We start from the raw sequence: 21,156 nt of genomic DNA on the forward strand, positions 1-21,156 counted from the left end.
CATGACCGCAATCAGCACTATTTTAAAAGCTCAACAACGCCGCCGGCACGTGCGCGTGCTCGCTTCCACGCTGGCATTCGTCCTCATCGCCCTTAGTGCGTACCTAGTGTTACTGGGGCAAGGTCCCATGGCATTGAGTCCGCGGCAGGTCATCGATGTCCTCACCGGAGGCGGCAGCAAGAACCACATCAGGGTGGTGTGGGACTTGCGCCTGCCGGTTGCCATCGCCACCGTTATCGTGGGTGCCGTCCTCGGCTTGGCCGGTTCTTGGACGCAAACCATGGCTCGTAACCCGCTGGCCTCCCCGGATATTTTAGGCGTTACCGGCGGGGCGTCGGTGCTGGTGGTCTTGGGCACCGTGCATTCGCGCCCCAGTTTCGCCGAGGGTATCCCGGAGTTTTGGTGGCGGGCATGCTTGGCGATGATCGGCGCCCTCCTCGTTGTCATCCTCCTCGCTGTTCTGGGTGGCATCGGTACGAGCAACCGCATCGTCATTATCGGTATTGCGTTATCGCTGATGTTTAACGCCCTCGTCGCGTATTTAATGCGCAGCGCCCAGATCTTGCGCGCTGCGGAGGCGCAAACGTGGCTCGCGGGATCGACTGGATTTGTGCGCATGGAGGTCATCTTCCCCCTCTTGGCGGCATTAGCGCCGTTTCTCGCCATAGGTATCTGGTGCGCGCGGGAGCTGCCGCTGCTTGCCCATGATGATTCCTCCGCAACCACCCTGGGCGTAAACATCTCCCGCCAGCGCGCCCTGCTGCTTATTGCGGCAACCGGTATCAGTGCCGTGGTGGTCTCGGTGGTCGGGCCCATTGGGTTTATCGCGCTGTTGGCGCCGCACCTGGCGCGGATGGTGGCGCGCACCCCCACGCCATCACCGTTGGCATCAGCGGCCGCGGGCGCAGCATTGCTGACAGTGTGTGCTGTGATCGCCGGTGCTATCCCGGTAAATGCACCGGTGGGTGCGGTTTCCTCGGTCATCGGTGGTTGCGCCTTGGTGATAGTGGTGTGGAATGCGGCAGGTCGCAGCTAAACGTTGTGCCGCGGTACAGCAGGGGAAACAGACAAGCATCGCGCCGGATGGTGCTAAATAGTCAGACGTGGATGAAGGAAAAGAAATGAAGGATAATCAGCCTAATCAGCTTAAACAGACCACGACCCCGAAGCCTCGGTGCAGCCTCCACGCCACCGGCATTCATGCGGGATATAAGGATGGCGGGGATATCCTTGCCGGCGTTGATCTGCACGCCCGCGCCGGCGAAGTCACCACGCTCATTGGCCCCAATGGCTGTGGCAAGTCCACGCTGCTGAAAACTCTCTCGAAAATCCTGGCCCCGCGGCAGGGCAGCGTCATGGTGGGGGAAGCTGATTTACACGCGATGTCCGCGAAGGATGCCGCGCAGCAGGTGGCGCTACTGCCACAGCACCCCGTGGCTCCCGATGGGTTGCGGGTAGGTGAGTTGGTTGCACGCGGGCGTCATCCCTATCAGGGAAGGATGCGCGGCCTTTCCGCGACGGACCGGGAGATCATTGCGCAGGCTTGCGAGGCTACCGACATTGTGGACTTCCTCGATCGTGATATCGCTTCGCTATCGGGCGGGCAGCGCCAGCGCGTTTGGCTGGCGTTGGCCCTGGCACAAGATACGCCCGTGCTGCTTCTCGATGAACCCACGACCTTCCTCGACCCTGCCCATGCCATGCGCATGCTGGAGTTGGCCCGCGCACAGGCGCAGGCGGGAAAGACAGTGGTTGTAGTCCTACACGATCTCATGCTGGCGGGCCACTATTCTGATTCCATGGTGGTGATGAAATCCGGCGATATCATCGCTCGTGGGGCACCGAAACAAGCGCTGTCGCCGAAGGTATTGGCGCAGGCCTATGGCATCGAGGCTGAGGCCTGGGAGGATCCGCTTGGCGATGCCCCCATTATCGTTCCCCGCCGCGTCGTAGCGGCGCATTAGTGGAGAGCTGCCAATAGTGGCTGTGTGCTAGACGCTTTACTTGACCTTTCGTTGTACATCTAGAAAAGAAATTGCCACTACAAAAAGATTGAGCACGCTTCCCGCGCCGAGCAAAAAGGTGCCGATTCGATAGGAGCCTGTGCCTACGGCCGCCATATTGCCGTAGATATAGACCCAGATGCCCCAGCCGATGAGCAGAACGAGGCCGGCAAGACCAGAGAGCAGGCGCAGGCTGCGCGGGGAGGAGGGGGCGAAGAACTTGTAGGCGGCGTCTACAAGCGCGCAAGCTGCAAGCCCCAGACTCAGCCCGCCGGTCAACCAGACAGGAAGTAGAGCGGAGGCGCCAAAGACTACGGGCAGGATAAACGCCAGAAACGCGAGGATAAAGAGCGCGGCGTGCAACCACAGGGTGCGCTTGGTGTAGGTCATAGCGATGACTCTACTTCCTCGCGGCGCGGGGGATTGGCACCCTTCCGGGAGACGGTGATTCCTGCAGCGGCTGCGGCGAAGGAAAGCAGTTCCTTCCACTCTGCAGCGCCCAGTTGGGCGAGCGCGGAGGAGTCGAGTCCCCGCTCGTCAATTTGGGTCAGCAATGCGGCCATGATGGTATCACCGGCGCCGATGGTATCGGTCACAGGAACCTGTGCGGCCGGCACGTTTAGCTTGGTCTCACCGGCCTGCACGCTAAACCCCTCCCCGCAGCGGGTGACCACTACGATGGGAACCTGCGAAATGAGGTCGTCGCCCAAGAACTCGACTTCTTCATCGGAAAGCTTCAACAAAGTCACGTAGGGGGAGTAGTTCCGCCAAGAACTCGCGGTGCTCCGCAGTGGCGTAGAAAGGGCGGATATTCGGGTCGAGGGCGACCAGGGTTCCCCGCGCGGCAAAATCCTTGAGCAGTTGTGCATAGCGGGAGGCTCCCGGCTCAAGGGCGAGGGAGACCGTGCCGAAGCACGCTATATCGGCTGGGACCAGCTGTGGCTCGACCAGGCGGTCGGCCGTGCCCTCGATATAGAAGTTATAGGAGGCCGAGCCATCCTCGTGGATGGTCGTCACGGCAAAGCGGGGCGATGTTCTCGCCGAATTCGATATCGACGCCATCGAGGCCGCCGAATTTCCGGCAACTACCCCGGTGGTTGTCTCCAATTCGAAGAAGAACGGCCCCGTTATTCCTACCGAGGTCTTCCGCCCCGGCGAGCTCATTGGCTCCGGCACCGATATCTTCACCGTGGATCCCAAGCCCGCCGTAGTACCGGCACAGACAGCCTCGCCGGCTTCCGAATCCGCGTCTTAATGCGCATCCTTTAGAAGCCAACGGGGGGCTCTCGGGTCCATCACATTAGGTCCATAGTATCAGGCCGATCTGAGGAAAACCACTCCTCAGATCGGCCTTTTCCACCTCAATTCAGCCCGATCAGATCGGCCTTAACTCGGATGGGCCCTTGATTCTGCGTGAACGCAGTTTTAGTCAGGCATACAAAAAGCTGTGCCGGCCGGACCGTAGTCCGACCGGCACAGCCAGTCTCAGTTTCAGACCCTACTCAGTAGGGGAGTTCTTTCTTAAGCGAAGAACTTGCGGCGTGCAGCGAAGGCGCCAGCAGCAACCATTGCAGCTACGGTCAGAGCAGCCAGAGCCTGTGCAACGGAATTGGAGCCGGTCTCAGCAGCCATGCCGCGAACGGAGTCGGTGCCCTCGCCAGCAGCAGGTGCAGCCGGTGCGCCAGCCTGTGCGGCGTCACCCTCGGCCAGCTTGCCGCCCTGAGCAACAACCTCATCCTTGTTGGCGTTCAGCATCTGCTCGGAAGCAGCCTTCTCCTCAGCGGTTGGCTCCTGGCCCTTGCGTGCCTCGTCCTTGACGTAGGTCTTGCCGTCCTGGGACAGGTACCAGGTGATGCCACCGATAACCAGCGCTGCCGGAAGTGCCAACCAAGCCAGCTTCTTCTTGTCGAAGCCAGGCTTCGGATCCTCAGACGGGAATGCCTTGGCGTAAGCGTCGCGCATCTCGTCGGTGATCTCTTCGTTCACCTTAGCCGGGTCGTTAACGTAGACGGCCGGATCCTTCATGCTCTGGTACCACTCGTTGCCCTCTGCGTCTTTCTTGGTGGCTGGGGCAGGGATGCCCTCTTCTTCGGAGCCCTCGGAGTCTGTGCCCTCGGCGTCGGCTGCGCCTTCAGTATCGGTCTCGGTTCCAGGGGCTTCAGAATCAGTGTTTTCGCCATCCTCGGACTGCTGACGCTCCCAGATAGCGCGAGCCTGATCTTCAGTGAGGATAGGCGCGGACTTCTCGCCGGCTGGGTTCTCAAAGCGGTCGCGTGGTGCGTAGCTGCCGTCGGACTGCTTGTCGTAGGTAATACCATCGGCTTCGATGGAAGCTGGTAGTGGCATCTGAGCCTGGGCAACAGCTGCGCCGCCGAAGGCGAGAGCGCCGGTCAGTGCTGCAGCGGTCAGAGTCTGTGGCAAACGCTTCATGTGGTTCTCCTTAAGGGAATGTGTTGTTACGCGCATCCGGTGGAGGTACGCGCCAAAAGATATGAGTCGTTCTCGACGCCAATCACGATAGTCACAGGATTCACAGTTGTCACGCTGGAAACATTGGTTAACTGTAATTTCCATGCGTTGCAGGTGCGGGAAACCTAGCAAAATGGAACGGGTGTGCGGCTGAAATTGCACTAAAAACCTTTAGGGTGTTGGGCAAATGTGCAGATAATGCGGTTAACTTCTCCACGTATGCGTGTCATTGCATTCGAAATTAGCGGCCAAGGGGTAGGCGGGGGTGTTGGCGAAAATAAATTGGAAGGGGAGGGGGCGTCGGCAAGCGCTAAGCAGTGTTTTGGTATGGGCGCTGGCGTGTGGTTGAATGTATAGGTTGCAAAAGCTGGTCGGCCCGTAGTGGTGCGTTTCCGAACCGCCGGTCCGAGACCCTTCGGCATAGTCCGTTGTCAAGGCTTGAGCATCGCAAGTTTGTAGACCGCGTGCGGCAAGGACGGAAATCTTACCGCACATCAATCCAGGTCAGGAGACCCATAGTGATTCAGCAAGAATCGCGTCTGCGCGTCGCCGACAACTCTGGTGCACGTGAACTGCTGTGCATCCGCGTTCTCGGCGGCTCTGTCCGACGCTCCGCTGGCATCGGCGACGTCATCGTCGCGACTGTCAAGGACGCCGTTCCAGGCGGCAACGTCAAGGAAGGCGACGTAGTAAAGGCCGTTATCGTCCGCGCCAAGAAGGAGACCCGTCGTCCGGACGGCTCCTACATTCGCTTCGACGAGAACGCTGCAGTTGTTCTCAAGGGCGATAGCGAGCCCCGTGGTACCCGTATCTTCGGACCGGTTGCTCGCGAACTTCGTGACAAGCGTTTCATGAAGATCGTTTCTCTCGCACCGGAGGTGATCTAGTCTTATGAAGATCCATAAGGGAGATATGGTGATCGTCATTTCGGGCCCAGATAAGGGCGCGAAGGGCAAGGTCATCGAGGCATACCCAAAGCGTGACAAGGTCCTCGTTGAGGGCGTTAACCGCATCAAGAAGCACGTCGCTAACTCCGCTACCGAGCGTGGCGCCGAGTCCGGCGGAATCGTTACCCAGGAAGCTCCGATCCACGTGTCCAACGTTGCGATCGTTGACTCCGAAGGCAACCCGACCCGCGTGGGCTACCGTTTCGACGAGAACGGCAAGAAGGTCCGTATCGCGCGTAGCAACGGGAAGGACATCTAAAAATGAGCGAGAACTACACCCCGCGTCTGAAGACTCGCTACCGCGAGGAAATCCGCAAGTCCCTGAATGACGAGTTCAAGTACGACAACGTCATGCAGATCCCTGGTGTCACCAAGGTTGTTGTCAACATGGGTGTTGGCGAAGCCGCACGTGACTCCAAGGTCATCAACGGCGCACTCGAGGACCTGACCGCTATTACCGGTCAGAAGCCGCAGCTGCGTCGCGCTAAGAAGTCCATCGCGAACTTCAAGCTCCGTGAGGGCATGCCTATCGGCGCACGCGTTACCCTGCGCGGCGACCGTATGTGGGAGTTCCTGGACCGCCTGCTGACCATCGCGCTGCCACGTATTCGTGACTTCCGCGGTCTGTCTGATCAGCAGTTCGACGGCCACGGTAACTACACCTTCGGCCTGTCCGAGCAGTCCATGTTCTACGAGATCGACATTGACAAGATCGATCGCCCTCGTGGTATGGACATCACCGTCGTTACCACCGCTACTAACGACGACGAGGGCCGCAAGCTCCTGCGCGAGCTCGGCTTCCCGTTCAAGTAAATAGAGCGCTAAGAATCCCAACTCCCCGAAAGGGGCGTTGGGATTTTCTAGTTTTACCGAGCATCTTGAATTCAAAGGTGCGCAGGCGCTGGCGTGTGCGGGCCTGGCTTAAGCTCTTTCAGCCTCTGTGTGCGTGGTGCCCTCATACTGCCAGCCGACGACTGCGTTGCGCACCGCTGGCTCCAGCGGATTCGCAGGTTGGATACAACTGATGGTGAGTAGGCGGCCGGGCATGGGGCCATCGCCCCAGATAGAGGTGTCGTCAGACAGGCCTTGCTTATCAGGGTCGTGCAGGTCAGTTGCGGTATAGATGAGCCAGTTCTGCCCGGAGTCTTGGGTGCGCACGTAGAGCTTGTCTCCCAGATGGACCTTGTGCTCATTGGCAGAGCCATCGTAGAGATTATTGAATACGCCCGGCACGCCCGCCCCGGTATGTCCGGCGATAACGACGATGTCTTGTGCCGTGGTGCCTGGCAGCGAGTAAGGGCGATCATCGGCAGTGTAGGTACAAGCCTTATTCATGGTGTCTGGATTGATAGCGCCATTGACCACGCGGCAGGAACCATCCTCAAACTCCGCGTGTACCTCGATGGCGGGGATGAACAGCTCTACCGCGGGGGAAGGGTCGATAGCAGGCGCCTCTTGGGCGGTGACCTCGTTGGTCTCCAGGCCTTCGGGCGGATTGACCACGCGATTGATGGTGCTGGCGATCGCTACCGTGGCGACGATTCCCACCACGACGCGTAGGATGCCGGAGGACTTCCATGCTTCCTTGATGCGGTGCCACAGCGTGGGCTTGCGGCGCTGGCGAGGGAGGGAAGTGTCCTCAATGCGGCGCGGCGGGCGGCGGCGCTGTTGTTGACGGGTGTGCGACTCGGTCTGGCGCCATTGGCGATCTGCATCTGTGTGCTGGGAACGCGATGGGACGTGCCGGCGCCCGTTAGTGGGAAGCCGATTCGGTTCCCTCCGCGGCCGGTAGTGGGAATCCATGCGACCTCCGAAGAGAAATTAAGGGTTATAGGAAAGCTCTAGCTTACAACGCAGGGGTATGCATTCCCGGAATTGGCTCGGAAACAGGTGGTCAGGATAGGATTAGAGGGATTTAATTCGCTCTAATTAATGAGGTAAAAGATGTCTCTCAATGATGCTGCCAAGGCGGCAGCTGTCAAAAAGGTCACCTTGTTGGATGAATCCTTCTCTCGCTTCGCGGTGCGCTCCACCTTGGCCGGCGTGTACCTGTGCATCGGTACCGCATTTGCTGGTGTGGTTGGCCAAGCCGTCAATGGTGTAGCACCAGGCTTGGGTGCGGTGACCTTTGCTCTATTCTTTGGCCTCGGGCTCTTCGCCATTTTGATTCTGGGCGCGGATCTGGCCACGGGAAACATGATGTATATGGTCTATGCCGCAAGCAATAAGCAGGTCTCGTGGGGCAAAGCCTTCTACCTTTTGCTCATCACGACTCTCTTCAATCTGGTGGGCGCAGTCATCTTTGCGGCCATCATGGGTATGTCCGCAAAATTCGCTGACATGGATCCTTCGCATCTGTTGGTCACCCTTTCTGAGGGGAAGCTGACCAAGTCCCCGCAGGGAATGCTGGTAGAGGGAATCGCGGCGAACTTTGTGGTCAATATGGGCATCGTCGGCGCCATCTTTGCTAAGGACATTGTCTCTAAGTTCTTCGTCATCATTCCGATTATTGGCGCCTTTGTTGGCCTGGGCCTGGAGCACGTAATTGCGAACTTCTGCCTGTTTAGTCTCACCCTCTTTGGATCCGATCCGTTGCCTGCAACACTGACTGTGGGCAATGTGGCGCTCAATTGGATCCTGGTGTGGATCGGCAATTTGATTGGCGGCGGTCTGCTGATTGGCGGCGTATACGCCTGGCTTAACCGTGGGCCGGAGGCTTACCGCGACTAGGCGAGCTCGCCGGAATACAGATTAAAGCGGTCGCCGCGAGCGAAGCCGACGAGCGCCATCCCGGTTTCGCGGGCCGTCTCTACGGCCAGGGAGGAGGCGGCGCTGACGGCAACGAGCATGCCGAATCCGGCCATCGCGGCCTTTTGGACGAGCTCGAAGCTGGCGCGGGAGCTCATCACCAAAATGAGGTCATCTGCGGGGAGTCGGTCTTCTAATAGGAGGTGGCCGATGACCTTATCCGCGGCATTGTGGCGGCCGATATCCTCGCGTATGACTACCGGTTCACCGTCCAAGGTGAAGGCACCGGCGGCGTGAATGCCGCCGGTCTTTTTAAATTGCTTCTGCTCGGCCCGGAGCCTATCTGGCAGCTTGGCGACGACATAGGGGTCCACTGGTATATGCGGAATCGGGTAGCGGGTTTGTTTGGTCAAGGCCTCGATAGAAGAGGTGCCGCATACGCCGCAGGCGGAAGTGGTGGTGGTTAGCCGCAGATCGCTCAGGTCCAGTACGTTCTTCTTCGCCAGATCGATGTCGAGCAGGTTGTAGGTATTCATGCCGTTGACGGTGGCGCCGGCGCAGTAGCGGGCCTCGGTGACGTCGCTAAGCGAAGCAATATGGCCCTCTGAATGCAAGAACCCATGCGCCAGCTCAATGTCATGGCCAGGGGTGCGCATGGTGGTGGTGATGGTCTGACCACCCACGCGGATCTCGAGGGGCTCCTCGCCGGCGACGGTATCGGCGCGGGTATCGACCTGCAGGCCATCTCCCAGGCGGACCTTGGTGACGGCAAAGGTAGAGTTCTTGCGGCCGGCCATTACTGCAGCTCCTGCTTCAAGACATCGATATTGCTGCGGGCTTCCTCTACATTGCTGGAGGCTAGACCCACGAGGAAGGCAGTAAGTGGGGCCGCGGGGCGGGAGCGATTGTGCGCAACGTCCTTGGTGAGGTCCAGGATCTCGCGGGTGAGTGCGGTTGCCTCCTGAGGATCGAGGCCGAGGTGACGGGCGGCTTCTTCGAGCCACTCGTGTGCGGATTGGATGGGGTCCTCGTGTGTTTGGCTCATCACCATCTCCTTATATACGTTCGTGCTGGTCTCGACTCTAATGAAGGCGCTAGATTATTTGGAAAACCGCAGGTTATGGCGTAGCATAGTACCTCGTGCTTGCGCCGAGGCGTCAGCGTGCCCCAATCATTGCGTATTTTGGCGCGCTGAGCTGCAGAAAGCGCCGAGCCGATGCAAGAACTGAACATCAACTTTGTTGTAGGCCCCTCGCCGTAGATAGCGGACCGTTGTCTGAATCAAAGGGTGGCGAGCGCCTTACGGTATTGACCGTAGGGAGCGTGAGTAGCCCGAAATCACACGGAGAACGCTTTGGTGAGCACGGGAACCGCAACGAGAAAGGTACACGGTCACTCATATGACTATGACTGATCCTATTGCCGACATGCTGTCGCGCGTGCGCAACGCAAGTAATGCGCACCATGACACCGTGTCGATGCCTACCTCCAAGCTGAAGGCAAACATTGCCGACATCTTGAAGCAGGAAGGCTACATCGCTGACTACACCGTCGAGGGTCACACCCTGTCCCTCGAGCTGAAGTACAACAACCGCGAGCGCTCCCTGTCTGGCCTGCGTCGCGTGTCTAAGCCGGGTCTGCGTGTGTACGCAAAGTCCACCGAACTGCCACAGGTCTTGGGCGGCCTGGGCGTGGCTATCATTTCCACGTCCCACGGCGTGCTGACTGACCGTCAGGCTGAGGAGAAGGGCGTAGGCGGAGAAGTTCTCGCCTACGTCTGGTAAAGGGAGGTTTGACACATGTCTCGAGTCGGTCTAGCACCAATCGCCGTACCGAACGGCGTCGAAATCAAGATCAACGGCCAAGACGTTGAGGTGAAGGGCCCTAAGGGCACCCAGAGCGTTAACGTTCCAGAGCCTATCGCCATCAACCTGGAAGACGGCGTCCTGTCCGTCTCCCGCCCTGATGACCACCGCAAGCACCGTGCTCTGCACGGTCTGTCCCGCTCCCTGCTGAACAACGCCGTTGTTGGCGTGACCGAGGGCTACACCATCAAGATGGAAATCTTCGGTGTCGGCTACCGTGTTCAGCAGAAGGGTAAGGACCTGGAATTTAGCCTGGGCTACTCCCACCCGATCCTCATTGAGGCTCCGGAGGGAATTACCTTCGCAGTGGACGGCGCAACCAAGCTGTCCATTACCGGTATTGACAAGCAACTAGTCGGACAGATCGCCGCTAATATCCGTCGTCTGCGTAAGGACGATCCTTACAAGGGCAAGGGTATTCGCTACGAGGGCGAGCAGATCCGTCGCAAGGTCGGAAAGACGGGTAAGTAAGCAATGGCAAACACTGAAAACACCAAGCGCACTCCAGTCGGCAAGGACATTTCCTCTCGTCGTCGCGAAGCACGCGCACGCCGTCACTTCCGTATCCGTAAGACCCTGCGTGGCACCCCTGAGGCACCGCGTCTGGTTCTTCACCGCTCCTCCCGTCACATGCACGTGCAGGTCATCGATGACCTGGCAGGCCACACCCTGGTCTCCGCATCCTCCATGGAGGCGGACGTTCGTGCACTCGAGGGCGATAAGAAGGCCAAGGCTGCCAAGGTAGGCGAGCTGGTTGCCGAGCGCGCTAAGGCCGCTGGCATCGAGCACGTCGTATTTGACCGCGCAGGCTACAAGTACCACGGCCGCGTCGCTGCGCTGGCTGACGCCGCACGTGAAGGTGGTCTGAAGTTCTAATGATCATCGTCAACGGAAACATCAACGGAAGGAACGCCTAATGTCGGACCGTGAACAGCGTGACGGCGGACGCTCCGCCGAGAACAACAAGAACAACCGCGGTGGCAACGGCCGCCGCAACGATCGTCGTAATCAGCAGGACAACGAGCGCGATAAGTACATCGAGCGCGTTGTGACCATCAACCGCGTCTCCAAGACCGTTAAGGGTGGCCGCAACATGTCCTTCACCGCCCTCGTCGTCGTCGGTGATGGCCAGGGTCAGGTTGGCGTTGGCTACGGCAAGGCTAAGGAAGTCCCGGCCGCAATCCAGAAGGGCGCTGAAGAGGCTCGCAAGAACTTCTTCCGCGTTCCGATGATTGCCGGCACCATCACCCACCCGGTTGAGGGTCGCGACGCAGCTGGCATCGTCATGATGAAGCCTGCCGCACCTGGTACCGGTGTTATCGCTGGTGGTGCTGCTCGTCCAGTGCTCGAATGCGCTGGCGTGCAGGACATTCTGTCGAAGTCCCTGGGCTCCGACAACGCACTCAACGTCGTCCGCGCTACCGTGGACGGCCTCAAGCAGCTGGTCCGCCCTGAAGAGGTTGCCGCACGTCGTGGCAAGTCCATCGAAGAGGTCACCCCGGCCCGTATGCTGCGCAAGCGCGCAGGTCAGGAGGCATAAGCAATGGCTCTGAAGATTACACAGGTAAAGGGCCTGGTGGGCACCAAGCCGAACCACCGCAAGAACATTGAGGCTCTCGGCCTCAAGCGCATCGGTCAGTCCGTAGTTAAGCAGGACACCCCGGTCGTTCGCGGTATGGTTCACAAGGTTCGCCACCTGGTCACCGTCGAAGAAGTGGCAGGGGAGTAAACCATGGCTGATATCATCAAGCTGCACGACCTGCGCCCAACCGCAGGAGCAAACAAGCCTAAGACCCGCGTCGGCCGCGGTGAGGCATCCAAGGGTAAGACCGCTGGTCGCGGTACCAAGGGCACCGGTGCTCGTAAGCAGGTTTCCGCTGCTTTCGAGGGTGGCCAGATGCCGATCCACATGCGTCTGCCTAAGTTGAAGGGCTTTAAGAACCCGAACCATGTTGAGTACCAGGTAGTTAACGTTGCTGACCTGGCCGAGAAGTTCGCAGATGGCGGCGACATCACCGTTGCTGACATCGCAGCTGCCGGCCTGGTCCGCGCTAACAAGCCGGTCAAGGTTCTGGGCAACGGCGACATCAACGTTAAGTTGAACGTCACCGCTGACAAGTTCTCCAAGTCTGCTGTAGAGAAGATCGAGGCTGCTGGCGGTTCCGCCAACACCAAGTAATCTCCTCTAGGTAGATTTCATCCCCCTCTCCGCACACGCGGGGCAGGGGGATTTTTGCGCTTCTTGGCGGGCCTTGAGTTCAGAGGGTCGTTGCAACACTTTCCCTTAGGAGGGTGTTGTTGTGTCTGGGGTTGTTGGCCCGTTTCATTCGTTGTCTGAATCGGATCGTCGTGGCTTAGTTGCCTTGGTTGGCAGTGGGCGTAGTGTCCGTTCGGCGGCTGGTGAGCTTGGCTGTCATTACGGGCATGCTTTGAATTTTTGCCATGCCTTTGGATTGCCAGTCGTGTATAAAGCCAAACGAGTTGATCGCCGCGGCAGCCAGGCTGTCCAGCTTGTAGAGCTAGTCCGAAGCGGACTGTCGGTACGCCAAGCTGCTAAAAGATGTGGGATGCATCTTACCGCTGCGTATGCCGTAGCTACGGAAGCTGGGTGCCATATCCGGTTAAGTCAGTATGCTCGGAAAGTCCGCCAGACGCAGTTAAGAGTGGAATACCTGCGCCTTCGGCTGGCGAGCCTGCCTGGTGGTGATGCTGGCACGGCAGTAGGAATTGATCGTCGACTGCGTTTAGATTTCGAAAAAGGACTCACCAAATCCCAGGGTCGACGAGAAGAGTTCATACCCGTCGGCGAAGACGCCAGCACGTATAACAGACTTATGAAAGCGCTGCGCCAACGCCATGATGTCATCGAATCCGGAAGGCTTGCCCCTCCCGCCTTACCTAGCGGGGTAGATCCGTATAAACGCATCAGCAATCGCTACATTTGCTTCGAAGAACGCGTCATCATCGCCGATCTTCTCCGCGAAGATGTGCCACTGCGTGAGATTGGGCGCCGTTTAGGGCGAAGTGCATCGTCAATTCAGCGTGAAGTACGCAGAAACCACAGTGCGGAAGGCCCGTATCGTGCAGAAACAGCCCAGTTAAAGGCCTGTGCGCGGAGGTTGCGGCCGAAAATACCGAAACTACTAGCCAACAAAAGACTATGGGACTATGTATGCGCACAATTGCGGGCACAATGGTCACCTGAGGAGATTTCTAATCGCCTGCCCATCGACTACCCCACTGATAAGGACATGCGCATTAGTCACGAAACGATTTATGACGCCTTTTACCTGCAGGCCAAAGGAAGACTCAAAGACCTTGGCCTGGACTTGCCGACCGGTAGAAAGAAACGCAAGAAACGCCAAACCCGCTCCAGCACACCTGCCCAGCAACGCTTCGTCGACGACATGATCCTCATAGACGACCGGCCAGATGAGGTAAGTGAACGTATTTTGCCAGGCCACTGGGAAGGCGACCTCATCCTCGGTAAAAACAACCAATCAGCGGTAATCACGCTAGTAGAACGCGTCAGCCGATTTGTTGTCCTTGGCCACTTACCGGGAAGGCATACCAGCAAAGAAGTATTCACAGCCCTGCACAAGGCAGTTACAGGAATCGATAAAGCTATCTGGTCATCAATTACCTGGGACCAAGGAAGCGAAATGGCTGGTCATAAAGCTTTTACCATGGCCACTGACATTCCCATCTACTTCTGCCATCCAGGATCACCATGGGAACGCGGCAGCAACGAAAACACCAACGGCAGGCTCAGAAGAAACCTTCCCAAAAACAGCGACCTGTCCATCTACAGCGCCGAGGACCTAGAAATGATCGCCAACATTCACAACCACAAACCACGCAAAGCACTCAACTGGCGCACCCCAGCCGAAGTCATGACCAACGCCCTCTGAGGTTACCCTCGTTTAGTGGACACCCTATTTGTGCGGATCTTGTGTCCGTAGGAGAGGATGTTCATTGTGAGTCAACAGCGCAAGAAGTACACGCCGGAGTACCGGCGTGAAGCCGCGAACCTTGTAATCGAGTCAGAGCGCCCGATCGCTCATGTGGCTAAGGAGATTGGCGTCTCCGCCGGGCTTTTAGGCCGGTGGGTCAAACTCGAGCGTGAACGCCGAGGGGCCTCGGATGGGATGAGTGAGGCTGATCTTCGTGCTGAGAATGCTCGTCTGCGCCGTGAGTTGGCGGAAGCCAAGATGGATAATGAGTTCTTGTCAAAAGCGACAGCCTTCTTCGCCGCGAAGCAACGCGAGCAGAAAAGTTCGAATTGATGCAGCAGGAGAAGGCAAACTACAGCATCAAACGCATGGCACGGCTATTAAAAGTGTCTCGGTCTGGATACTACAAATGGGCTGATACGCAGCAGAAGCGACTATCTGGCGAAAATGATCGTGCTGCATTTTACGATGGCGTTGACCGAAAGATTCATCAGATTTGGAAAGACTCCGATGAGGTTTATGGTGCTCCGCGGATCACCGCAGAACTTACCGAGCGCTACCAGATCACCCTGAATCGCAAGACTGTGGCTAAGCGGATGCGCATGATGGGCATTGAAGGGATTTCACCGCGTGCCTTTGTCCCGGTGACAACGATTCAATCCAAGCGTAAGTCAGCTCTTCCTGACCTGGTCAAGCGCATGTTTGATACTGGTGAGCTCAACCGAGTGTGGATGTCGGATATTACCTACCTACGCACCAGCGAGGGATGGTTGTACTTGTGTGCGGTCCGCGACGGCCATTCCCGCAGGGTGCTGGGATGGGCAATGGATAGCGTTCAAGATACATGCCTGGTCGAACGGGCCCTGCGGATGGCACATACACTGCGCGGTGACGTTCCTAATGGGCTGGTGTTCCACGCTGACCGCGGAACGCAATTTACCAGCGAGAAGCTCTGGGAAGTCTGCCATAACCTGGGCATTGCTCAGTCTGTGGGGCGTACTGGTGTGTGCTTTGATAACGCGATGGCTGAGTCGTTCTGGTCGACGCTTAAAACCGAGTTCTACGACCGTAAGCGTTGGCCTACCCGCGATGCTGCGCGCAAGGCCGTTGCCTACTGGATGGAAGTCGTTTACAACCGTCGGCGCCGGCACTCTGCACTAGGGATGGTCAGCCCCGTCGACTTCGAAAACCACATTGGTCTAACCACCAGTAGAAAAGAAATAGCTGCCTAAGCACTAGGTAGCCCCACTACGTGTCCACGATTTGCGGGCAACCCCACCTCACACAAACCGGTAGCATCAAACCAAACTAACCATCATCGTTGCAACGACCCCTAGAATCCGCCGGCACACTGGGGTCGGAGCGAATAGTGGGGGCGGGCAAATGTCAGCAATTGCCGCCATAAATAGTTGACAGGAAACCTTTATTAATAAATAAGGCTGCGTGTATAGAGATTTATATTCACGAATGTTAGAGTCTCCCTTAGTTCAAAATCATCAAACGTTAAGGAGAATCTTATGTCGTCTATTTCTTCCCTGCTCGCCACCGCAATTGCTGCGATTATGCCGTTTGCGGGCTCCACCGGACCGGTCGATGCCCAAGACCAGCTGTCCCAGCCGGATCCTGCGGAAAACGCTCAAACCGCACCGGCCGAGGCTGGCGAGCAGACCGCTCAGGACCAGCAGCCGGGCGCGCACGCTGAAAAGGGCCGCATCACCGGTGACAAGGAAGATGTCATCAACGGTGAGGGGGAAGGTGCCACCGAGGTAGATCCTGGCTTCAACGGCGGCAACCTGCAGAGCGGCAAGTTAGCGGTGCAGCGCGAGCTGGCACTTGCTACCCAGGAGGCTGGCCACGAGTTCATGAACATTGAGTTCAAGGATGATCACTCCGCCCACTTGACCTTCCCGGAGACCTATAACCCGGACAAGGATGAGGCCGCTGTGCAGCGCGTCATGGATGCGCTGAAGGTTAACGGTTACGAGAACATCACCGCTGCCTACTAAAGCGCGGGAATCCTAGATAAAGGCAAAGAAGAGGGTGGAACGCCTGGGAAAGGCGTTCCACCCTCTGTGCGTATCAGGCCGTGCGGGGTGGGGGGCTAGGCCTCGTCCACGGTCTTTTCGTATAGGCCAGGGAAGCGGTCATCTGGGTCGGTAACCGCCTTAATAGTCGAAGGAAGGCTGCCACCGTAGAGCTCTTCGAACTTCTCCCGGGAATAGAAGGCCTCGGAGTAGAGGGATTTGTGCCCGCCTAGCTCGTTGACCTTGGATTCGATAACTTTGTTGAAGGCGCCATTATTCGGCGCGGATGGATCGACGTGGTCGCCGTCCACGCCGGACCAGAAGCCGACGTTGACCCAGGTTTGTCCGGGGCGCAGCGGGTAGAGGGGCCATGGGTCGCCGGAGTCAGAGGCAATGTCGCCGGTGCCTACGAGCTCGTCCACGCCATCGCGCAGACGGATGGGGCACAGCCACACCGGTTGAATATCGGAGGCGTTAAAGAACCAGTGGAGGAATTCCGGCAGGTTCTCCGGTGTGACCTCAATATCCTGCACCACGCGCTCGGCGCGCGGCTTGCCGTGCGGCTTTTTGATGAAGTTATATTCCAGCTCGTACTTGCGGTCGAGGCGGACCAGCTTCCAGTAGAAAGAGCTGCGGCGAAGCTCGCGCGGCCACACCTTACGCACCTTCGGGTTCTGCGCACCAAAAGCGCGCGAGCACCAGAACCAGTCGGTATCCCAGCGCCAGATGTAATCGCGGATGGTGAGGCGATCGCGGCGGATGCCAGAGGCGTGCTGCAGGCTGCGGTAGTAAATCTTGTCCCGCGTGTAATCGGAGGTTGGGCCCTCTTCATCGGTAAAGCGGGCGAAGACGAGGTAGGCCTCATCTTCGGAAAAGACCACGCCGTCGAGGCCGTGGACGGGCTCGCCGCGGTGGGTATGGGAAGAGGCGACGTCGGCAAGCACGCGGCTTGCTTCCTCCACGGTGTGGAAACGCTCTTCGCGGAGCTCTACAAAGGCGGGCACGGGTTCCAGCTCAATCTTGAGGCGCACCGCGTAGCCCAGCGAGCCATAGGAGTTGGGGAACAGGCGGAAGAGATCAACGTTCTCTTCGCGGGAGCAGGTGAGAATCTCGCCGGTGCCGGTGAGGACATCCATCTCCAGCACGGACTCGTGCGGGAGACCATTGCGGAAGCTGGTGGATTCCACGCCCATGCCGGTAACCGCACCGCCCAAAGTAATGGTCTTAAGCTGCGGGACGACGAAGGGCATGAGGCCATGGGGCAGGGTGGCATCGACTAAGTCCTCATAGGTGCACATGCCTTGCACATCGGCCGTGCCGGCAACTGGGTCGACCTCAATGACGCCGCTCAGGCCGGATACATCGAGGCCCTCCTGCTCCTCGCTGCGGCTACGGAAGAGATTGGAGGTCTTCTTAGCTAGGCGCACGCGCTTTCCGGCCGGGACAGCACGGAAGCTCGCCAGCAGCTTATCGACGCCCTCCTGGTGCGCCTGCCACCCCACCGGCTCAATGGGCATGGCATCCACCGGCCGCGGCTGGGCGGCGGCGAGGCGTTCGCGCAGGTTATCAATGAGAGTCATGGCACCCCTCCTTAAAAGCGGCTATCTTCCCACCAGCGGCGCTCGGGCACGCCGGCGCGGGAGCCGGCTTCGCCCAGCTTGACGCCGAGGAAGTGATACAGGTTGATGATATTGCGCTCAAAGCCCCACTCGGATCCGGCCATATAAATGCCATAGAGGCGGGCGGTGGGCAGGCCCACGGTTGCGCAGGCCTCGTCCCAATTCTCCTTCAGGTTCTCGCACCAGTCATGCAGCGTGCGCATGTAGTCAAAGCGAAGGGACTCGGTGTGGATGACTTCGAAGCCATTGTCTTGCATCGCCTTGGTGACATTGCCGGAGCCGGTGAGCTCGCCGTCCGGGAAGATATAGCGGTCAATGAAGCCGCCCTTGGGGGTCTTGTGATTATCCGGGTAGGTGATGTTGTGGTTGAGCATCAGGCCGCCGACCTTCAACTTGCCGTGCAGGAATTTGAAGAAGTCGTTGTAGTTCTTCACGCCAATGTGCTCAATAATGCCGATGGCGGAGATAGCATCGAAGCCCTCTTCGGTGATATCGCGGTAATCCATGAAGCGGACCTCCGCCAAGTCTTGGAGGCCTTCCTCCTCAATCTTGCGCTGGCCCCACTCGGCCTGTTCCTTGGATAGGGTGACGCCGATGGACTTCACGCCGCGGCGCGCCGCGTAGCGCACCATGCCGCCCCAGCCGCAGCCCACATCCAAGTGGCGGTCGCCTTCCTTGAGGCGCAGCTTGTCAAAGATGAGGCGGTACTTATTCTCCTGCGCTTCCTCCAGGGTGGCATCCGGGGAAGGGTAGTAGGCGCAGGTGTAGGTCATCGAATCGCCCAAGAAGAGCTCGTAGAAATCATTGCCAACGTCATAGTGATCAGAAATGACATCGGCATCGCGCTGCTTCGAGTGCTTGGAAAGGCCGTCGTGTAGCTTGCGGCGCAACCAGGAAGCGCGCTCCACCTCAGGGACCGGCTGGATCTGGAAGGCGCCCATGGACGCTAGGGAACGAACGACGCGGGCCAGGGTCTTGGCATCCGGCTTCTGGAATTTGTCATACATGGCATGCAGCGCGTCAAAAATGCCATAGGGGTGGGCCGGGTGATCGCCATGCACCGTAATGCCGTCCGTGACATAAGCTCGCGCAAATCCCACGTCGCCGGGGTGGGTAGCGATAAAGGAGAGGCCCTCGAGGCTATTAATAGTCACCTTGTACTGGGCGTCTTCCGGTCCGGTCGCGGAGCCGTCAAAGGCTTCCCAGCGGAAGGGGTTGGGGCTAGGGACAAAAACGTCGATGATCTCAGCAACGGTCATCGGCGTGAATTTCTTGCTCATAAGTACTTCTTTCGAAACATTAGGTTCACACCAATAACGGCCTCGAAGCGCATAGTGCTGTGAGGTCGGAGATATTTCAGGAGAATTGCGTGTGCGCAATACCCCCTCATGGTAAACCCCGAATACAAAACGCGCGAAAGGACAAGCAATCATGGTCACACTATTGGGTCTTAATGTGGCTATGCGGAGCAAGGCTGGTAGGGTGATGGGGTCATAAGTGTTCAACCGTCCCTGAAGGAAACCTGAATTTCCCCTAAGCTTTCTGGCTCAGGGGGTGCGGTTTCCTAGGGGTAGATGAGTTTCCACCTCCGTGTATGAACGCGAAACCCTCCCTAGATTTCGCGTTCGGCAGCGGTAGGCCAGGAGGATTTTGTAGTGTCCGCCATTGTCCAGGCTTTTAAGGATGCCGACCTACGTAAGAAGATCATCTTCACCATCGTGATGATCATCGCGTACCGCGTCGGTGCACAGATCCCGTCCCCGGGTGTTGACTATGCGTCTATTGCTGGCCGCTTGCGCCAGTTGACCGAGCAGTCCGGTGACCTTTACTCCGTCATCAACCTCTTCTCGGGTGGTGCGCTGCTGCAGCTGTCGATCTTCGCTATCGGCATCATGCCGTACATTACGGCGTCGATTATTGTGCAGCTGCTGACCGTGGTCATTCCCCGCTTTGAGGAATTGAAGAAGGAGGGCCAATCCGGTCAGGCCAAGATGACCCAGTACACCCGCTACTTGACCCTCGCGTTGGCGTTGCTGCAATCCTCCGGCATTGTCGCGCTGGCAGACCGCGAGCAGCTGCTGGGTCAGGGCGTACAGGTCCTGGCAGCTGATCGTAACTTCTTTACCCTCATCGTCTTGGTCATCACCATGACCTCCGGCGCTGTGCTGGTGATGTGGATGGGTGAGCTCATCACCGAAAAGGGCATCGGTAACGGTATGTCCCTGCTCATCTTCGCTGGTATCGCAACCCGCCTGCCAACCGATGGTGTAAGCATCCTGCAGAACAATGGTGGACTCGTTTTCGCCATGGTTGTAGCCGGCTTGGTCATCCTGGTTGTTGGCATTACCTTCATCGAACAGGGCCAGCGCCGCATTCCGGTCCAGTACGCTAAGCGCATGGTCGGTCGCCGTCAGTACGGTGGTTCCTCTACCTACCTGCCGCTGAAGGTCAACCAGGCCGGCGTTATCCCGGTCATCTTCGCTTCCTCCCTTATCTACATGCCGGTTCTCATTACCCAGATTGTGAACTCTGGCTCCCCCGGCACCCCGGATAACTGGTGGCAGCGCAATGTCATCGCGCACCTGCAGGCACCTTCCTCCTGGCAGTACATCGTGCTGTACTTCGTCCTGACCATCTTCTTCGCTTACTTCTATGTCTCGGTCCAGTACGATCCGGCAGAGCAGGCGGATAATATGAAGAAGTACGGCGGCTTTATCCCGGGTATTCGCCCGGGCCGTCCGACCGCGGAGTACCTTGGTTATGTGATGAACCGTCTGCTGTGCGTGGGCGCCCTGTACCTGGCAGTTATTGCCATCCTGCCGAATATCCTCTTGGATCTCGGCGTGGGCCGCTCCTCCGCCAGCGGCACGTCCGCCTTTGGTGGTACGGCCATCCTGATTATGGTCTCCGTCGCTTTGACTACGGTCAAGCAGATCGAGTCCCAGCTACTGCAATCCAACTACGAAGGACTACTTAAGTAATGCGTCTTGTACTTCTAGGACCTCCCGGTGCCGGCAAGGGCACCCAGGCAGCTATCCTCAGCGAGAAGCTAAACGTTCCGCACATCTCCACCGGCGACCTGTTCCGCGCCAATATCGGCGAGGGCACCCCGTTGGGTGTAGAGGCAAAGTCCTACATCGATGCAGGCAAGCTGGTACCTACCGACGTCACTGCCCGCATGGTCGAGGACCGCCTTAACCAGGATGACGCCAAGAATGGCTTCCTGCTGGACGGCTTCCCACGTACCACCGAGCAAGCAGACATCCTGGAGGAGCTGCTGGCTAAGAAGGGCGAGAAGCTCGACGGAGTTCTCAACTTCGAGGTCTCTGAGGATGTTGTGGTTGAGCGCATGATGGCCCGTGGCCGCGCCGACGACAACGAGGAGACCATCCGCACCCGCCTCGGTGTCTACCGCGAGGAAACCTTCCCGCTTATCGAGCACTACGGCGATGCCATCATCTCCATTAAGGCCGAAGGCACCGTGGAGGAAATCAACGCCCGTGCGATGGAAGCACTGGGTAAGTAAGC

Annotated in this window: 27 protein-coding genes; 18 read left to right on the top strand and 9 right to left on the bottom strand. The window is 58.4% G+C overall.

Annotated features, from left to right (window positions below; translation table 11 throughout):
- Position 1 precedes the first annotated feature (1 nt).
- Positions 2-1,036, top strand: coding sequence for a FecCD family ABC transporter permease (locus BJ985_RS10235; protein ID WP_179387380.1), 1,035 nt, complete (start codon positions 2-4; stop codon positions 1,034-1,036).
- An 85-nt stretch (positions 1,037-1,121) separates the two neighbouring features.
- On the top strand, positions 1,122-1,964 hold the full coding sequence (locus BJ985_RS10240) for an ABC transporter ATP-binding protein (protein ID WP_005328001.1): 843 nt from the start codon (positions 1,122-1,124) through the stop codon (positions 1,962-1,964).
- A 36-nt stretch (positions 1,965-2,000) separates the two neighbouring features.
- On the opposite strand, the gene BJ985_RS10245 is transcribed toward BJ985_RS10240, so the two are convergent.
- The 3 genes from BJ985_RS10245 to BJ985_RS11790 are packed head-to-tail and all read right to left on the bottom strand — an operon-like array spanning position 2,001 to position 3,020.
- Positions 2,001-2,393, bottom strand: coding sequence for a multidrug transporter (locus BJ985_RS10245; RefSeq protein ID WP_179387381.1), 393 nt, complete (start codon positions 2,391-2,393; stop codon positions 2,001-2,003).
- Positions 2,390-2,752: a PfkB family carbohydrate kinase gene (locus BJ985_RS11785; protein ID WP_236587047.1), complete on the bottom strand. Its 363-nt coding sequence runs from the start codon at positions 2,750-2,752 to the stop codon at positions 2,390-2,392. Before BJ985_RS11785 ends, BJ985_RS10245 begins: the two co-directional genes overlap by 4 nt.
- Entirely contained in the window at positions 2,727-3,020 is a 294-nt protein-coding gene (locus tag BJ985_RS11790; RefSeq protein WP_236587048.1) for a carbohydrate kinase family protein, read from the bottom strand. Before BJ985_RS11790 ends, BJ985_RS11785 begins: the two co-directional genes overlap by 26 nt.
- On the opposite strand from BJ985_RS11790, the gene BJ985_RS10255 reads away from it, so the two are divergent.
- A complete protein-coding gene (locus tag BJ985_RS10255) occupies positions 3,010-3,258 on the top strand; it encodes a PTS sugar transporter subunit IIABC family protein (RefSeq protein WP_236587049.1) in 249 nt (82 codons plus the stop codon). The genes BJ985_RS11790 and BJ985_RS10255 overlap by 11 nt on opposite strands.
- Before the next feature lie 266 nt (positions 3,259-3,524).
- Here the strand turns inward: BJ985_RS10255 and BJ985_RS10260 are convergent, their stop codons facing one another.
- Positions 3,525-4,433 (bottom strand): hypothetical protein, encoded by a 909-nt coding sequence (locus tag BJ985_RS10260; RefSeq protein ID WP_179387382.1) that lies wholly within the window; start codon positions 4,431-4,433, stop codon positions 3,525-3,527.
- A gap of 557 nt (positions 4,434-4,990) precedes the next feature.
- Here BJ985_RS10260 and rplN point away from each other — a divergent pair.
- The 3 genes from rplN to rplE are packed head-to-tail and all read left to right on the top strand — an operon-like array spanning position 4,991 to position 6,232.
- Positions 4,991-5,359 (top strand): 50S ribosomal protein L14, encoded by a 369-nt coding sequence (rplN, locus tag BJ985_RS10265; RefSeq protein WP_005322812.1) that lies wholly within the window; start codon positions 4,991-4,993, stop codon positions 5,357-5,359.
- 4 nt (positions 5,360-5,363) lie between these two features.
- A complete protein-coding gene (rplX, locus tag BJ985_RS10270) occupies positions 5,364-5,678 on the top strand; it encodes a 50S ribosomal protein L24 (RefSeq protein ID WP_005322810.1) in 315 nt (104 codons plus the stop codon).
- Between the two features lie 2 nt (positions 5,679-5,680).
- Positions 5,681-6,232: a 50S ribosomal protein L5 gene (gene rplE / locus BJ985_RS10275; protein ID WP_005322808.1), complete on the top strand. Its 552-nt coding sequence runs from the start codon at positions 5,681-5,683 to the stop codon at positions 6,230-6,232.
- Between the two features lie 108 nt (positions 6,233-6,340).
- Here rplE and BJ985_RS10280 read toward each other — a convergent pair whose 3' ends face one another.
- On the bottom strand, positions 6,341-7,222 hold the full coding sequence (locus BJ985_RS10280) for a sortase family protein (protein ID WP_179387383.1): 882 nt from the start codon (positions 7,220-7,222) through the stop codon (positions 6,341-6,343).
- Between the two features lie 141 nt (positions 7,223-7,363).
- On the opposite strand from BJ985_RS10280, the gene BJ985_RS10285 reads away from it, so the two are divergent.
- Positions 7,364-8,149, top strand: coding sequence for a formate/nitrite transporter family protein (locus BJ985_RS10285; protein ID WP_179387384.1), 786 nt, complete (start codon positions 7,364-7,366; stop codon positions 8,147-8,149).
- Here the strand turns inward: BJ985_RS10285 and fdhD are convergent.
- Both fdhD and BJ985_RS10295 read right to left on the bottom strand, forming a co-directional pair.
- Positions 8,146-8,964: a formate dehydrogenase accessory sulfurtransferase FdhD gene (gene fdhD / locus BJ985_RS10290; protein WP_179387385.1), complete on the bottom strand. Its 819-nt coding sequence runs from the start codon at positions 8,962-8,964 to the stop codon at positions 8,146-8,148. The genes BJ985_RS10285 and fdhD overlap by 4 nt on opposite strands.
- Positions 8,964-9,212: a DUF6457 domain-containing protein gene (locus BJ985_RS10295; RefSeq protein WP_040424880.1), complete on the bottom strand. Its 249-nt coding sequence runs from the start codon at positions 9,210-9,212 to the stop codon at positions 8,964-8,966. The genes fdhD and BJ985_RS10295 overlap by 1 nt, the downstream gene beginning before the upstream one ends.
- Positions 9,213-9,567: 355 nt before the next feature.
- On the opposite strand from BJ985_RS10295, the gene rpsH reads away from it, so the two are divergent.
- The 9 genes from rpsH to BJ985_RS10340 all read left to right on the top strand — a co-directional run bounded on the left by rpsH (position 9,568) and on the right by BJ985_RS10340 (position 15,991).
- Positions 9,568-9,951 carry a 30S ribosomal protein S8 gene (gene rpsH, locus BJ985_RS10300; protein ID WP_005322799.1) on the top strand — a complete coding sequence of 128 codons (384 nt, stop codon included), beginning with the start codon at positions 9,568-9,570 and terminating at the stop codon, positions 9,949-9,951.
- 15 nt (positions 9,952-9,966) lie between these two features.
- Entirely contained in the window at positions 9,967-10,503 is a 537-nt protein-coding gene (gene rplF, locus BJ985_RS10305) for a 50S ribosomal protein L6 (RefSeq protein WP_005322792.1), read from the top strand.
- A gap of 3 nt (positions 10,504-10,506) precedes the next feature.
- On the top strand, positions 10,507-10,908 hold the full coding sequence (gene rplR, locus BJ985_RS10310) for a 50S ribosomal protein L18 (protein WP_005322788.1): 402 nt from the start codon (positions 10,507-10,509) through the stop codon (positions 10,906-10,908).
- Positions 10,909-10,948: 40 nt separating this feature from the next.
- The gene (rpsE, locus tag BJ985_RS10315) at positions 10,949-11,572 is read left to right on the top strand and encodes a 30S ribosomal protein S5 (RefSeq protein ID WP_005322780.1); all 624 of its coding nucleotides are present in this window, start codon (positions 10,949-10,951) and stop codon (positions 11,570-11,572) included.
- A 3-nt stretch (positions 11,573-11,575) separates the two neighbouring features.
- A complete protein-coding gene (gene rpmD / locus BJ985_RS10320) occupies positions 11,576-11,761 on the top strand; it encodes a 50S ribosomal protein L30 (RefSeq protein ID WP_005322779.1) in 186 nt (61 codons plus the stop codon).
- 3 nt (positions 11,762-11,764) lie between these two features.
- Entirely contained in the window at positions 11,765-12,211 is a 447-nt protein-coding gene (gene rplO / locus BJ985_RS10325; protein WP_005322777.1) for a 50S ribosomal protein L15, read from the top strand.
- A gap of 388 nt (positions 12,212-12,599) precedes the next feature.
- Positions 12,600-13,943, top strand: a complete 1,344-nt coding sequence (locus tag BJ985_RS10330; protein ID WP_257020390.1) for an IS30 family transposase — start codon at positions 12,600-12,602, stop codon at positions 13,941-13,943.
- A gap of 57 nt (positions 13,944-14,000) precedes the next feature.
- Positions 14,001-15,217, top strand: a protein-coding gene (locus BJ985_RS10335) for an IS3 family transposase (protein WP_101679514.1) whose coding sequence is annotated in 2 segments (ribosomal slippage) — positions 14,001-14,262 and positions 14,262-15,217 — 1,218 coding nt in all. Because the reading frame shifts where the segments join, the coding sequence is not laid out codon by codon here.
- 285 nt (positions 15,218-15,502) lie between these two features.
- Positions 15,503-15,991: a hypothetical protein gene (locus BJ985_RS10340; protein ID WP_179387387.1), complete on the top strand. Its 489-nt coding sequence runs from the start codon at positions 15,503-15,505 to the stop codon at positions 15,989-15,991.
- Between the two features lie 95 nt (positions 15,992-16,086).
- Here BJ985_RS10340 and BJ985_RS10345 read toward each other — a convergent pair whose 3' ends face one another.
- Positions 16,087-17,589 carry an FAD-binding oxidoreductase gene (locus BJ985_RS10345; RefSeq protein WP_005322772.1) on the bottom strand — a complete coding sequence of 501 codons (1,503 nt, stop codon included), beginning with the start codon at positions 17,587-17,589 and terminating at the stop codon, positions 16,087-16,089.
- Positions 17,590-17,600: 11 nt separating this feature from the next.
- On the bottom strand, positions 17,601-18,908 hold the full coding sequence (locus BJ985_RS10350; RefSeq protein ID WP_179387388.1) for a class I SAM-dependent methyltransferase: 1,308 nt from the start codon (positions 18,906-18,908) through the stop codon (positions 17,601-17,603).
- A 375-nt stretch (positions 18,909-19,283) separates the two neighbouring features.
- Between BJ985_RS10350 and secY the strand changes: the two genes are divergently transcribed.
- Positions 19,284-20,609, top strand: a complete 1,326-nt coding sequence (gene secY / locus BJ985_RS10355) for a preprotein translocase subunit SecY (protein WP_005322770.1) — start codon at positions 19,284-19,286, stop codon at positions 20,607-20,609.
- On the top strand, positions 20,609-21,154 hold the full coding sequence (locus tag BJ985_RS10360) for an adenylate kinase (protein WP_005322769.1): 546 nt from the start codon (positions 20,609-20,611) through the stop codon (positions 21,152-21,154). The genes secY and BJ985_RS10360 overlap by 1 nt, the downstream gene beginning before the upstream one ends.
- Positions 21,155-21,156 lie beyond the last annotated feature (2 nt).

The organism is Corynebacterium tuberculostearicum, assembly GCF_013408445.1.
In the GTDB taxonomy this organism is placed as follows: domain Bacteria; phylum Actinomycetota; class Actinomycetes; order Mycobacteriales; family Mycobacteriaceae; genus Corynebacterium; species Corynebacterium tuberculostearicum.